This window comes from Nitrospinota bacterium (assembly GCA_029881495.1).
In the GTDB taxonomy this organism is placed as follows: domain Bacteria; phylum Nitrospinota_A; class UBA7883; order JACRGQ01; family JACRGQ01; genus JAOUMJ01.
This window is the reverse complement of record JAOUMJ010000007.1, coordinates 48,762-61,256: the sequence shown is the minus strand read 5'-3', so window position 1 is coordinate 61,256 and position 12,495 is coordinate 48,762. Positions and strand designations below refer to the sequence as shown.

Below are 12,495 nucleotides of genomic sequence, written 5' to 3'. Positions count from 1 at the left end.
AGGTCAGGCGGATTTTTTCTTTTCGGCTGCCGGTGCGACGGCCGCGGTCTCTTCTTCCTTCGCCCTTTTCACGCGTCGTTTCGCCTGGGCCGATGCGTCTCGGTCTACAAGCTCAATGACGGCCATCGGCGCGTTATCGCCATGCCTTACGCCCGATCGAAAAATGCGGGAGTAGCCCCCTTTGCGAGCCGAGTATCTCTCCGCAAGCGTGGAGAATAGTTTTTGAACAACTTCCTTGCTCTGGACGAATTCGAGCGCCCTTCTGCGGGCGGCGAGATCACCCTTCTTACCGAGTGTGATCATCCTGTCGAGGTAGCGTTTAAGCTCTTTTGCTTTCGGCAGTGTTGTGGTGATCCTCTCGAATTCCAGAAGTGAGGTTACGAGATTCCTGAACAGCGCCTTCCTGTGGCTGGCCGTCCGGTTTAGTTTTCTGCCGTCTTTTAAGTGTCGCATTACCCTATTCTCCCGTTTTCCTAGTTGCCTTCAATTTCTTCTTTGGACATGCCGAGCCTGAGTCCCATCTCGGTAAGGATTGCCTTTATCTCATTAAGGGATTTTCTGCCGAAATTCCTTGTCTTGAGCATTTCGCTGTCCGTTTTTTCCACCAGCTCGGCGATGGTCTTGATGTTTGCCTTCTGAAGGCAGTTATATGAACGCACCGAAAGTTCAAGCTCCTCAACGCTTCTATTGAGGTTGATCGTCGGCTGCTTGACTTTCTCTGCCTTGCTCTCCTTAACCGGAATTTCAATTTCGTCTTCCTTGTTCATGAAAAGGAGCATATGGTCGCGCTGTATCTTGGCCGCGTCCGAAACCGCGTCCTCGGGATCGATCGTCCCGTTGGTCCATACGTCAAGGATCAATTTATCGTAGTCTGAATAGTGACCTACCCTTGTTTTTTCGACTATCACGTTTACTTTTAATATCGGCGAAAAATTCGAATCGAGCGGGATAAGCGCTATATCGGTGGAATCGACTTCCTGCTCTTCGGAAGGGACGTATCCTCTCCCCATCCTGGTGAAAAGCTCTGCCTTGAAATTGGAGTTTTTATCCATCAGACTCGCGATATGTATCCCCTTGTTTATTACTTCAACATTGGCAGGGCATTTAATGTCGTCGCCGGTGATTTCTTTTTTCCCAGATTCATCTATCGTAATAGCCGCCTTGTCCGTACCTTCCTGATGCTTTATGACCAGTTCCTTGAAATTAAGAATGATCTCCGAAACGTCCTCGTAAATGCTTGGAAGCGTGGAGAACTCGTGATGTATGCCTTCTATCTTGATGGCGTAAACAGCCGCGCCCCTAATTGAGGATAGGAGATACCTCCGTATTGAGTTACCTATTGTCGCGCCAAATCCCCTTTCGAGAGGCTCTGCGACGAATCTACCAAATGTTTTGTCTGCGCTTTTTTCCACGCACTCAAGACGCTTGGGACTCACCATATCCTGCAAATCCATACTCATAAAACCATTTCTCCTTACTTCGAGTAAAACTCAACGATAAGCTGTTCTTTAACCGGCAGACCGAAGTCCTCAATTTTTGGCTCGTCCAGAACCGTTCCTTTCAATTCTCCCTCGGCCCATGAAAGCCATGAAACGAGCGGCAATTTCGATCTTCTGTCCACTGTTTCCGTGAAGAGTTTTTTCTTCAGGCTCTTTTTCCTTACCTCTATCACATCCCCTTTTTTAACCATGTATGAGGGGAGGTTGATCTTCTTTCCGTTCACCGCAACGTGGTTATGGCCGACGAACTGTCTTGCCTGCTGTCTGCTGGTGGCAAAACCGAGGCGGTAAATGACATTGTCGAGCCTTTTTTCAAGCATCTGAAGGAACACTTCGCCGGTAATACCATCCTTCTTCTGGGCTTTCTGGAAAGTGTTCTTGAACTGCCTCTCGAGAAGACCGTATATCCTGCGGGCTTTCTGTTTTTCACGAAGCTGTATTCCGTATTCAGTCTCTTTTTTGCGCCTTGCATTCGGCCCGTGCTGTCCAGGGAAATAGTTTTTCCTGTCTATCGAGCATTTCGCCGTGACGCAACGATCGCCTTTAAGAAAAAGTTTCGTGCCTTCCCTGCGGCACAGCCTACAAGCGGGTCCAGTGTATCTAGCCAAGTATTCCTCCTTTAAACCCTTCTTCTCTTGGGCGGACGGCAACCGTTGTGCGGTACCGGCGTGACATCCCTGATCATTTCAACCTGAAGTCCGGTGGCCTGAAGCGCCCTAATAGCGGCTTCTCGACCGCCACCCGGTCCTTTTACCTTTACTTCCACTTTTTTCATTCCCGCTTCCATCGCTTTTTTAGCGGCGTTCTCGGCGGTCATCTGAGCGGCGTACGGAGTACCTTTTCTGGAACCTTTGAATCCCAGGTGCCCGGCTGTCGCCCAAGCTACAACATTGCCCATCGTATCGCTGATGGTGATGATCGTATTATTGAAGGAGGCGAGAATATGCGCGATTCCGTTCGCCGGGGCGACCTTCGCCTTTTTCTTTCCGCTTCCCTTGCCTTCTTTTTTCTTTTCAGCCATTTTTCATTCCCGTCTTTTTATTTATTTGCTACCTTTTTGGACGCCGCAACAGTCCTCTTCGGACCCTTCCTTGTGCGCGCGTTTGTTTGTGTACGCTGTCCGCGAACCGGCAGGCCCCTTTTGTGCCTCATTCCCCGGTAACTGCCGATATCCATGAGGCGCTTAATATCCATCTGTATGTTACGCCTAAGGTCGCCTTCGACCGTATGGCTCTTTTCAATAATTGTTCTCAGCTTATTTACGTTCTGTTCGGTAAGATCCTTAACCCTTGTGCTCTCGTCGATACCCGCCGATTTAAGTATCCTCCGGCTGGTTGTCTCGCCAATGCCGTAAATATATGTTAGGGCTATTACTACCCTTTTCTGTCTCGGTATGTCTATGCCAGCTATTCGAGCCATGTATACTCCCGCCTATCCCTGTCTCTGTTTATGTTTGGGGTTCTCGCAAATTACCCTTAAAACACCTTTACGTCTCACTACCTTGCACTTGTCGCAAATCGGTTTCACCGATGTTCTTACTTTCATTTCCAGCCTCTCATTTATACCGGTAGGTTATTCTTCCCTTTGAAAGGTCATACGGAGAGAGTTCAACCTTCACCTTGTCCCCGCCGAGGATACGTATGTAATACTTCCTCATCTTTCCCGAAATATGCGCGAGCACCGTGTGCTTGTTCTCAAGCTCCACGCGAAACATCGCATTCGGGAGGGCCTCAATGACCGTTCCTTCCATCTCAATCGCTGACTCTTTCGCCATCATTCCTGCACCAATTCACTTAAAATATCCGGGCCGTTCTTCGTAACCGCTACGCTATGTTCAAAATGGGCGGAAAGTTTTCCGTCCAGCGTAACCACTGTCCAGTCATCGGACAGCACCTTTACTTCGTGCGTCCCGACGTTAACCATCGGTTCAACTGCCAGCACCATGCCGGCCTTCAATTTCGGCCCCTGCCCTGGAGGTCCGTAGTTCGGAACCTGCGGATCCTCATGCGGCGCCCTGCCTATGCCGTGACCGACAAAGTCGGTAACTACCGAAAATCCATTCATCTCGGCATGCTTCTGTATCGCGTGCGAAATGTCGGAAAGGTAGTTTCCTTCCTTCATCTGCTCAATACCTTTGTAAAGAGCCTCGCGCGTCGACCTGAGAAGATGCATCACATCATCAGATACGTCGCCAACGGGGACAGTCACCGCGCTGTCGCCGAAATATCCTTCGTAATTCGTGCCAAGGTCGAGTTTTACAACATCGCCCTTCTTCAACTTTCTTTTACCCGGGATCCCGTGCACCACTTCCTCGTTTATAGAAACGCAAAGCGCACTCGGGAAACCCCTGTACCCCTTAAACGAGGGTTTTGCCCCTTCCGCCAGGATCATCCTTTCAGCGGTAAGGTCCAGTTCCTCGGTAGTGATACCGGCTTCAACCAATTCAACGATCCTGGAAAGCGTCTTTGCGACAATCTGGTTGGCACGCCTTAACTTCTCGATTTCCTCTTCAGTTTTAAGGATTATCATGCCCCTTGCCGATTATCTCTTCCACTTTCCTGTAAATATCATCAATCTCCAGCATCCCGTTAATGCTGTGGAAACTACCTTTTTTACCGTAATATCCCTTCAGCTCTTCCGATTGCTGCTTATATACTTCGTAACGTTTTCCTACCGTTGCCTCGTTATCATCCCCCCTCTGGAACAACTCGCCTCCGCACTTGTCGCAGACGCCATCCTTCTCAGGTGGGGAAAAACGTATATGATACCCGAATCCACAGCTTTTGCAAGTCCTTCTTCCGGCTATCCTTGTAACAACGGTTTCCCGATCAATCTCAAAATCAATTACATGGTCAATCTGAAGCCCCTTGGCCTTCAGCATATCATCCAGCGACCGCCCCTGTTTCAGCGTCCTCGGGAACCCGTCAAGGATGAACCCGTCACCGCAATCATCCTCATTCGTTCGGTCGCAGATTATCTCAATCACGACCTCGTCGGGAACCAGCATCCCGTGATCCATAAATTCCTTGGCCTTCAGCCCCATCTCGGTCTCGTTCTTTACCGCTTCCCGGAGAATGTCGCCTGTGGAAATCTGGGGGATCTCAAACTTTTCTATTATCTTCTTTGCCTGTGTCCCTTTTCCGGCCCCCGGTGGACCAAGAAGGATTAGGATCACCTTCGACCCCTTATCCGACCCTCTTTCAAAAACCCGGAATATTGCCTCATAACCAGATGCGATTCGACCTGGGACATGGTATCCATGGAAACACCCACGACAATAAGTACGCTTGTTCCGCCAAAATAGAACGGCACTGAAAATGCCTGGATCATGAAATCCGGGAAGACGCAGACTATCGCAAGATAGAGAGCGCCACCGAGAGTTATCCTGGAAAGGACGTAATCTATGTATTCGGCTGTGGGCCTGCCTGGCCTGATGCCGGGCACAAATCCGCCGTTCTTCTTCATATTTTCAGCAACGTCAGTCGGATTGAAAACCAAGGCTGTATAGAAGAAACAGAAAAATATGATCGTGCTTACATATATGGTGGTGTAGATAAGCGTGCCTGGAGAAAGGCTGTCCGCGATCTTGTTCATCACCGGATGCTGCATGAAGCTGGCTATTGTAGCCGGAAACATTATCACCGAGGATGCAAAGATCGGAGGGATAACGCCTGACGTATTTATTTTCAACGGGAGATGGCTCGACTGCCCGGAGTACATCTTTCTCCCTACCATTCTTTTTGCGTACTGGATAGGTATCCTTCTCTGTCCGGTCTCGACAAATACTATCACGCCGACGACAGTCACCATGATGGCAAGCGCTATCAGGGCGGTTATCGGAGTCAATTCACCAGTCTGAAGTAGCCTCAGACTGTTTATTATGGCGTTCGGCATGCTCGCCACGATTCCCGCGAAGATGATAAGCGAAATCCCGTTTCCAACTCCGCGCTCCGTGATCTGTTCGCCGAGCCACATCAGGAACGCTGTTCCTGATGTAAGGGTTATGACGGTAATTATCTTGAAAGCCATCCCCGGGTCGTTGACTACGGGAACGCCTGTTGGCGAGGTCATCGCTTCAAGACCGAAGGCAATACCGGAACCCTGTATCAGTGCGAGGAATATCGTACCGTACCTGGTGTACTGGGTAATCTTTTTCTGCCCCTGCTCACCCTCTTTTTTAAGTTTTTCAAGATGGGGAACCGCTACGGTAAGGAGCTGGATAATAATTGACGAACTGATGTAGGGCATAATGCCAAGCGCGAATATCGTGAGCCTGGAGAGCGCGCCTCCGGAAAACATATCGAAGAAGCCGAGAATGGTCCCTTGCATGCTCGCAAAAAATTCCGCAAGTACGGAGGAGTTAATGCCTGGAACCGGGATGTGGGAACCGAGCCTGTAAACGGCCAGCATCGCCAGCGTGAAAAAAATGCGGTTTCTTAATTCGGGAACCCGGAATATATTTCCAAAACTCTCGGTGCCCAATTAGATCTCCGTTACTTTTCCGCCAGCGGCTTCTATTTTGTCTTTTGCGGTCTTGCTGAATTTGTGAGCGGTAATGGTGATGGATCTCTTTATATCACCGGTGCCCAAAATTTTAATTCTGTCGCTTTTCCCTGCAATACCGAGCTGAGCAAGAACGCCCGGGGTGAATTCGCTAACCCCTTCAACGCCGTTCAGCCTATCTAGATTAACAGGAGTAAATTCTATTCTGTGAATGTTTCGAAAACCTCTTTTCGGAAGTCTTCGATGGATCGGATTCTGTCCACCTTCGAAACCGGGTATGTGCGATTTTCCGCCTGACCTGGCTCTCTGCCCCTTGTGTCCCCTGCCCGCAGTCTTTCCAAGACCGGAGCCTGTTCCGCGGCCAAGCAGTTTTCTTTTCCGTTTTGCGCCAGCGCCTGGCGATAATGTATGGATTCTCATTTTGTTTCTTCCGCTCCACCCATCGATGTTTCACGCATCTTTTTAATGCTTTCAGGAGTCCTCAACGCAAGCAACGCTTCCATCGTCGCGTGAACAACATTGTTCGGATTGCTGGTTCCGAGCGATTTCGTGAGGATATCGCTTATGCCTAGAACCTCAAGAACCGCGCGAACCGGACCGCCGGCGATAACGCCTGTACCTTTTGAAGCCGGCCTCATGATTACATGCCCCGCTCCAAATCTCCCTATTACATCGTAGGGGATCGTTCCGTCCTTAATTACTATTTTTTTCAGATTCTTTTTAGCGACTGAGATCGCCTTCTTAATAGATTCCGGAACCTCCGCGGCCTTGCCATAGCCGACACCAACCGTACCGGCCTTGTCGCCTACCACTACCAGGGCGCTGAAACTGAATCTGCGTCCGCCCTTTACGACCTTCGCGACCCTGTTGATAAAGATAACCCGTTCTTCGAGTTCAATTTCGGAGTCTGCCATATCCCTCATGTCCGGTTTTTCAAATTTCAATGCCGTTTTCCCTCAAACTTTCTGCGATCTTTTTGACTCGTCCATGATAGACATAACCGTTCCGGTCGAAGACCATCTTTGTTATTCCCTTGGATTTTGCTCTATCAGCAACGATCGCCGCCAATTCACCGGCAGCTTTGATGTTATTGCTTTTGAACTTCGACCTGAGGTCCTTTTCAACGGAATTGGCCGATACTATCGTCTTGCCTGCGTCATCATCTATTACCTGAATGGTAAAGTGCCTGTTGCTTTTGAAAACTGTAAGCCTCGGCCTGACCGAGCTACCCCTTATCTTTTTCCTGATGCGGAACTTTCTTTTAAACCTTAGATCTTTTTTTGCCTGCATTGATGTCTACCCTATTTTCCAGCCGAAACCGACTTACCGGCCTTTTTGATTACTCTCTCGCCGAGGTAGCGAACCCCTTTGCCCTTGTATGGCTCAACAGGCCTGCAACTTCTGATATTGGCGGCCACCTGGCCTACAACCTGCTTGTCTATTCCGATAACGGTTATATCCGTCTGCTTTTTGCTTACATCGAACGAGATCCCAGCCGGTGGTTCGATCACTACAGGATGTGAAAAGCCAAGCGCCAAGCCGAGGTTCTTCCCCTGCAGTGTCGCTCTGTAACCAACACCCTGAAGCTCCAGTTTTTTTTCAAAGCCTTTTGTAACCCCCTCTATCATGTTCGCGATGAGGGAACGCATCAGGCCGTGGAGCGACTTGTTTGTTTTGCTGTCGTTTGGACGATCAAGATTGATGGTAGAACCTTCGATCTTGACGGTTATAGGCTCCCTTCCGGTCTGCTTAAGCGTACCTTTAGGCCCTTTAACCTCGATTACATTACCGTTGACAGAGACGGTAACGCCCGCGGGTATCGTTATTGGTTTTTTTCCTATTCTTGACATATCACCAGACGTAGCACAGGATTTCACCACCGCAATTTTGTTGCCGCGCTTCGTGGTCGGTTAATATCCCTTTGTTTGTTGAAATTATCGCTATCCCAAGTCCGCGCAAGACTTTGGGTAGATCCTTTGCCTTTGTGTATGTTCTTCTGCCCGGGGTGCTTATTCTCCTGATACCCTTTATGGCGGCCTCTTTCGGCCTTATCCATTTAATGAATATCTTGAGCGTCCCCTGCTTATGATCCTTCACCACCTTGTAATCGTTTATATAGCCTTCCTTGCGGAGTATTTCGGCGATATTCACAAGCATGTTGGACGAAGGTATGTCCACCTTGTCATGGCCCGCCATCATGGCGTTCCTTATTCTCGTTAACATGTCTGCAATAGGATCAGTTACCATATCTTTATCCTTACCAGCTAGATTTTGTTACGCCAGGAAGTTTTCCTTCCAGCGCCAGTTTTCTAAAACATATTCTGCACATCTCGAATTTTCGGAGGAACGCCCTTGGCCTCCCGCAAAGCGGACACCTGTTGTATGCCCTGACCTTGAACTTCGGCTTCTTTTTCGCCTTCGCCATCATTGAAGCTTTAGCCAACTTTAATACCTCCTAATTCCTAAACGGCATGCCGAGCAATCTAAGCAATGCTTTGCCTTCCACATCGTTCCTTGCGGTCGTTCCAATGGAAATGTTCATTCCCATAACCTTATAAATCTTGTCGTAGTCTATTTCCGGGAAAATGAGCTGTTCCTTTATCCCAAGCGTGTAGTTGCCGTACCCGTCGAAACCCTTTCCAGATACTCCGCGGAAGTCCCTTACACGAGGAAGCGCGGCGACTATCAGCCGCTCGAGGAATTCGTACATCCTCTCTCCGCGTACTGTTACCTTCACGCCTATCGGTATTCCCGCCCTCAGCTTGAAGTTCGATATCGCCTTCTTCGACCTGGTAACAACGGGCTTCTGACCGGTTATCGTGGAAAGCGTGTATACGCCCCCTTCGATCACCTTGCTGTCGGAGACCGCTTCACCAAGCCCCATGTTCAGGGTTATCTTCTCCAGCTTCGGAACCTGGTAATAGTTCTTAAGCCCAAGCTCTTTCATCAGAGCCTGAACAACCTCGTTCTTGTATTTCTCGTGCAGCTTCGATGCCATTTACTTAATCACTTCTCCCTATACCGCATCCAGTACTTCGCCGCATGAACGGCAGATGCGTGTCTTTTTTCCATCTTCAAGGGCTTTCTTCCCCACCCGAACAGCTTTATCGCATTTTGAACAAACAACCTTTACGTTGTCGACACGGATCTTGTTCTCCTTGTCTACAATGCCGCCCTGCCTCATCTGGGCATTCGGCTTCTGGTGCTTTTTCACCATGTTCAGCTTCTCTACGGTAACAAAACCGTCTACCGGATTTGCCGATAGCACTTTCCCGCGCCGACCCTTGTCCTTGCCGGCAATCAATTCCACTATATCGTCCTTCCGTATTTTCATGGCGATCACAGTACCTCCGGGGCCAGCGAGACGATTTTCATGAATCTCTTGTCTCTCAGCTCCCTTCCTACCGGGCCAAAAATACGCGTTCCGAGCGGCTCTCTGGCATCGTTTATGAGCACTGCCGCATTCGTATCAAACTTTATATATGAACCGTTCGAGCGCCTTCGCTCCTTCTTGGTCCTCACTATCACGGCGTTTTTCACCTCGCCCTTTTTGATGCTCGAGTTTGGCGACGCCTGTTTAACCGCAACCTTTATGACGTCGCCGATCCTCGCGTATCTCCGCGTGGAGCCGCCTAGCACCTTGATGCACTGCACTACGCGGGCACCGGAGTTATCCGCCACTTCCAATACCGTTCTAAGCTGAATCATCCTGTTTTCCCAACCCTATTCCGAAACAATGGAAGATACTTTCCATCTCTTTGTCTTGCTCAATGGGCGGGTCTCAACTATCTCGACCAAGTCCCCAATCTTGCACTTGTTGTCTTCATCATGCGCGTAAAGCTTTTTCGTTTTCTTTATGAACTTCTTGAAGACAGGGTGGATGATCTTCCTTTCGATCTTCACCACAACGGTCTTATCCATCTTGTTGCTGACTACTTCGCCAACGCGAACTTTTCGTCTAGGAGGAAGCGCTGACATCTTTTACCCTCTTCTTTTCATTTAATACTGTAAGCATCCTTGCGATATCCTTTTTTACTACCGATATCTGATGCGGTTTCTCCAACTGCTGCGTGCTCTTCTGGAAACGCATGTTAAGGTACTCTTTCCTCAACTCTTCCAGCTTAAGCGACAGCTCTTCTATCGTCAGTTCTCTTATTTCCAAAGCCTTCATGACAGGCAACCTCTCGTTTCCTTTGAAAGTATTCTGGTGGCAAGCGGCAGCTTCATCGCGGCGAGCCTCAAAGCCTCTTCCGCAGTCGACAGATCCACCCCATCCATTTCAAACAGTATCCTTCCCTGCTTTACGCGGGCTATCCACTGTTCTGGGGAACCCTTACCTTTACCCATTCTGACCTCAAGCGGTTTCTTTGTAATCGGCTTATCAGGGAATATCCGTATCCATACCTGACCGCCGCGCTTCACATGCCTTGTCATCGCGATACGGGCAGCTTCGATCTGCCTGTCAGTGATCCAGCCCGGCTCTGTAACCTGGAGCGCGTAGCTTCCAAATGAGATGCTGGAACCGCGCCACGCGACGCCTCTGTTCCGCCCCTTTTGGCGTTTTCTATGTTTAACCTTTTTAGGACTAAGCATTATCTTCCCTTTTTGAGCTGTCCTTGCCCATCTTTTCGTCGAGCATGTCGCTGGCGGCAACCGACGAATCTCTTACCTTAAGAATCTCTCCATGAAAAACCCATGCCTTTACGCCGATAACGCCAAAGGTGGTCTGGGCTTCCGCAAATCCAAAATCTATGTCCGCGCGGAGAGTATGAAGCGGCACCCTTCCTTCGCGATACCATGCAACGCGCGCTATCTCTGCCCCGTTCAACCTGCCTGAGCAGTTTATGCGGATACCCTTCGCGCCAAACCTCATCGCTGTCGAGAGCGATTTCTTCATAGCCCGCCTGTATGCGATTCGCCTCTCAAGCTGCATGGCGATATTTTCCGCCACAAGCTGAGCGTTAATTTCCGGGCGGCGAACCTCTTTAATGTTAAGAGATATCTCCATCTTACCCCCGACCATCTTCTGCAGGGTCTTCTTCAGCGCATCGACCTCCGAACCCTTTTTACCGATGATGATCCCCGGCCTTGATGTATGAATATTTATCTTGAGCTGTTTTGAGCGCCTCTCAATCTCGACCCTGGCTACGCCTGCGTGAGAGAGTTGCTTGTGTATGTATTTCCTGAGAGCCAAGTCGTGATGCAACTGCTTCGCGTAATCAGCCTCGGCATACCAGTTCGAAAGCCAAGACTTGTTGACACCAAGCCTGAAACCAATTGGATGCGTTTTCTGACCCAAAGCTGCTCCTTCCTTTATTTCTTCTTCGCGCTTTTCTTCGCGGTTGTCTTCTTTGCCGCGCTCTTCTTGGCAACGGTCTTTTTCGCGACAGCCTTCTTGGCTGCCGCCTTCTTCGCTGTGCCCTTCTTGGCATCAGCCGTTTTCTTTGCTACCGGTTTCTTCGTGGAAGTCTTTTTAACCGTGGCCTTCTTGGCTGGCGCCTTTTCGGCCTCGCCTTTTACGGCCTCGCTCTTCTTTTCGGTCTTCACCTCTGCGCCCTTTTTGACAACTCCTTTTTTCGCTGGAGGCGCCTTTCTCTTGGCCCCTTCCTCTTCATGCGATTCGAGTATCAGGGTAATGTGACTGAAAGGTTTGTGAAGAACATCCACGCGCCCCCTTGCCCTCGGAAGCTGACGCTTCATAACCGGTCCCTTGTCGACCAATATTGTCTTGATGATCATCGCATCAGGATCGCCCACATTTTTTTCTTCCGCATTTGCGCGGGCGCTTTTTAAAAGCTTCTCGATAATCTTCGCAGGTTTCGTGTTCGTGAAATGAAGCATATTTAGCGCGTCACCGACTTTTTTGCCGCGAACCATGTCCGCGATCAGCCGTCCCTTCTGGGGTGACATCCTTACAAATCTCAGTTTAGCGCTGGCTTCCATATCTTCCTTTAAATTCAACAATTTCTCTGCCGCACCACTAAATGGCACGAAAGCACGTAAGTTTATTTTCGAAGGGAAGGAATGTCAAGAAGTTTCTTGCATTCAGAACCTGCTTTCCCTATCGAAAACGGTTTTCCGAATCCCCTTGTCCTGCTCGCCGTTACCGGCGCCGCAAAATCCAGGAAGCGAAGTACGAAGTATACACGATGTACGCGTGAAACCTAATCTTTTTTTTTATTTTTTTTATGTTTTTTTAAAGGCTAAAATCGGAGGCAAACAGCCGATAAATATTGTCCGCTCATTGTTCAAAAAGTCGGTGATATTTGAATATAAGGGGCGGCATTTTACGATCATGTGGGCTATTTTTTGCCGAACCAGAACTTTGTAAACATAGCAAGCGTACCGCTGAAGAGCTTCTCCACGCAACACTGGTCCCTTATTAACTACTTCACCCGTTGCAAGGATTTACCTGTAAAGGCCTGCGATATCTTCATTACTGTCGACTAAAAATAAGGTTTTTCAGATCTGACAAATCAATGGATGTTTATGG

Annotated in this window: 25 protein-coding genes; 1 reads left to right on the top strand and 24 read right to left on the bottom strand. The window is 49.2% G+C overall.

The window, feature by feature from the left end; all coding sequences use genetic code 11:
• Positions 1-3 precede the first annotated feature (3 nt).
• From rplQ to rplV, 24 genes are read right to left on the bottom strand one after another with little or no spacing between them, the layout of a single operon-like run.
• The gene (gene rplQ, locus OEY64_04655; GenBank protein ID MDH5542239.1) at positions 4-453 is read right to left on the bottom strand and encodes a 50S ribosomal protein L17; all 450 of its coding nucleotides are present in this window, start codon (positions 451-453) and stop codon (positions 4-6) included.
• Between the two features lie 20 nt (positions 454-473).
• Positions 474-1,460, bottom strand: a complete 987-nt coding sequence (locus OEY64_04650; GenBank protein ID MDH5542238.1) for a DNA-directed RNA polymerase subunit alpha — start codon at positions 1,458-1,460, stop codon at positions 474-476.
• 14 nt (positions 1,461-1,474) lie between these two features.
• Entirely contained in the window at positions 1,475-2,107 is a 633-nt protein-coding gene (gene rpsD / locus OEY64_04645; GenBank protein MDH5542237.1) for a 30S ribosomal protein S4, read from the bottom strand.
• An 11-nt stretch (positions 2,108-2,118) separates the two neighbouring features.
• Positions 2,119-2,520, bottom strand: a complete 402-nt coding sequence (rpsK, locus tag OEY64_04640; protein ID MDH5542236.1) for a 30S ribosomal protein S11 — start codon at positions 2,518-2,520, stop codon at positions 2,119-2,121.
• Between the two features lie 17 nt (positions 2,521-2,537).
• Positions 2,538-2,918 carry a 30S ribosomal protein S13 gene (gene rpsM, locus OEY64_04635; GenBank protein ID MDH5542235.1) on the bottom strand — a complete coding sequence of 127 codons (381 nt, stop codon included), beginning with the start codon at positions 2,916-2,918 and terminating at the stop codon, positions 2,538-2,540.
• 12 nt (positions 2,919-2,930) lie between these two features.
• Entirely contained in the window at positions 2,931-3,044 is a 114-nt protein-coding gene (gene rpmJ, locus OEY64_04630; GenBank protein ID MDH5542234.1) for a 50S ribosomal protein L36, read from the bottom strand.
• Between the two features lie 10 nt (positions 3,045-3,054).
• Entirely contained in the window at positions 3,055-3,273 is a 219-nt protein-coding gene (gene infA, locus OEY64_04625) for a translation initiation factor IF-1 (GenBank protein MDH5542233.1), read from the bottom strand.
• Positions 3,273-4,028 carry a type I methionyl aminopeptidase gene (gene map / locus OEY64_04620; protein ID MDH5542232.1) on the bottom strand — a complete coding sequence of 252 codons (756 nt, stop codon included), beginning with the start codon at positions 4,026-4,028 and terminating at the stop codon, positions 3,273-3,275. Before map ends, infA begins: the two co-directional genes overlap by 1 nt.
• Entirely contained in the window at positions 4,015-4,674 is a 660-nt protein-coding gene (locus OEY64_04615) for an adenylate kinase (protein ID MDH5542231.1), read from the bottom strand. The genes map and OEY64_04615 overlap by 14 nt, the downstream gene beginning before the upstream one ends.
• Positions 4,671-5,981, bottom strand: a complete 1,311-nt coding sequence (gene secY / locus OEY64_04610) for a preprotein translocase subunit SecY (protein MDH5542230.1) — start codon at positions 5,979-5,981, stop codon at positions 4,671-4,673. The genes OEY64_04615 and secY overlap by 4 nt, the downstream gene beginning before the upstream one ends.
• Positions 5,982-6,422, bottom strand: coding sequence for a 50S ribosomal protein L15 (gene rplO / locus OEY64_04605; protein ID MDH5542229.1), 441 nt, complete (start codon positions 6,420-6,422; stop codon positions 5,982-5,984).
• A complete protein-coding gene (gene rpsE / locus OEY64_04600; protein MDH5542228.1) occupies positions 6,419-6,925 on the bottom strand; it encodes a 30S ribosomal protein S5 in 507 nt (168 codons plus the stop codon). Before rpsE ends, rplO begins: the two co-directional genes overlap by 4 nt.
• Positions 6,926-6,935: 10 nt before the next feature.
• Positions 6,936-7,292, bottom strand: coding sequence for a 50S ribosomal protein L18 (rplR, locus tag OEY64_04595; GenBank protein MDH5542227.1), 357 nt, complete (start codon positions 7,290-7,292; stop codon positions 6,936-6,938).
• Between the two features lie 11 nt (positions 7,293-7,303).
• Positions 7,304-7,852, bottom strand: coding sequence for a 50S ribosomal protein L6 (rplF, locus tag OEY64_04590; protein ID MDH5542226.1), 549 nt, complete (start codon positions 7,850-7,852; stop codon positions 7,304-7,306).
• Position 7,853: 1 nt separating this feature from the next.
• Positions 7,854-8,249 (bottom strand): 30S ribosomal protein S8, encoded by a 396-nt coding sequence (gene rpsH, locus OEY64_04585; GenBank protein MDH5542225.1) that lies wholly within the window; start codon positions 8,247-8,249, stop codon positions 7,854-7,856.
• A 10-nt stretch (positions 8,250-8,259) separates the two neighbouring features.
• A complete protein-coding gene (locus OEY64_04580; protein MDH5542224.1) occupies positions 8,260-8,445 on the bottom strand; it encodes a type Z 30S ribosomal protein S14 in 186 nt (61 codons plus the stop codon).
• 12 nt (positions 8,446-8,457) lie between these two features.
• Positions 8,458-9,000 (bottom strand): 50S ribosomal protein L5, encoded by a 543-nt coding sequence (rplE, locus tag OEY64_04575; protein MDH5542223.1) that lies wholly within the window; start codon positions 8,998-9,000, stop codon positions 8,458-8,460.
• Between the two features lie 18 nt (positions 9,001-9,018).
• Positions 9,019-9,336 carry a 50S ribosomal protein L24 gene (gene rplX / locus OEY64_04570; protein MDH5542222.1) on the bottom strand — a complete coding sequence of 106 codons (318 nt, stop codon included), beginning with the start codon at positions 9,334-9,336 and terminating at the stop codon, positions 9,019-9,021.
• Between the two features lie 5 nt (positions 9,337-9,341).
• Positions 9,342-9,710 (bottom strand): 50S ribosomal protein L14, encoded by a 369-nt coding sequence (rplN, locus tag OEY64_04565; GenBank protein ID MDH5542221.1) that lies wholly within the window; start codon positions 9,708-9,710, stop codon positions 9,342-9,344.
• A gap of 15 nt (positions 9,711-9,725) precedes the next feature.
• Positions 9,726-9,980, bottom strand: a complete 255-nt coding sequence (rpsQ, locus tag OEY64_04560) for a 30S ribosomal protein S17 (GenBank protein MDH5542220.1) — start codon at positions 9,978-9,980, stop codon at positions 9,726-9,728.
• Positions 9,961-10,173: a 50S ribosomal protein L29 gene (gene rpmC, locus OEY64_04555; protein ID MDH5542219.1), complete on the bottom strand. Its 213-nt coding sequence runs from the start codon at positions 10,171-10,173 to the stop codon at positions 9,961-9,963. The genes rpsQ and rpmC overlap by 20 nt, the downstream gene beginning before the upstream one ends.
• Entirely contained in the window at positions 10,170-10,595 is a 426-nt protein-coding gene (rplP, locus tag OEY64_04550; protein MDH5542218.1) for a 50S ribosomal protein L16, read from the bottom strand. The genes rpmC and rplP overlap by 4 nt, the downstream gene beginning before the upstream one ends.
• Positions 10,588-11,301 (bottom strand): 30S ribosomal protein S3, encoded by a 714-nt coding sequence (gene rpsC, locus OEY64_04545; protein MDH5542217.1) that lies wholly within the window; start codon positions 11,299-11,301, stop codon positions 10,588-10,590. Before rpsC ends, rplP begins: the two co-directional genes overlap by 8 nt.
• A gap of 14 nt (positions 11,302-11,315) precedes the next feature.
• Positions 11,316-11,963 (bottom strand): 50S ribosomal protein L22, encoded by a 648-nt coding sequence (gene rplV, locus OEY64_04540; protein ID MDH5542216.1) that lies wholly within the window; start codon positions 11,961-11,963, stop codon positions 11,316-11,318.
• Between the two features lie 348 nt (positions 11,964-12,311).
• Here rplV and OEY64_04535 point away from each other — a divergent pair, with 348 nt between their 5' ends.
• Positions 12,312-12,452: a hypothetical protein gene (locus OEY64_04535; GenBank protein ID MDH5542215.1), complete on the top strand. Its 141-nt coding sequence runs from the start codon at positions 12,312-12,314 to the stop codon at positions 12,450-12,452.
• Positions 12,453-12,495: the final 43 nt, after the last annotated feature.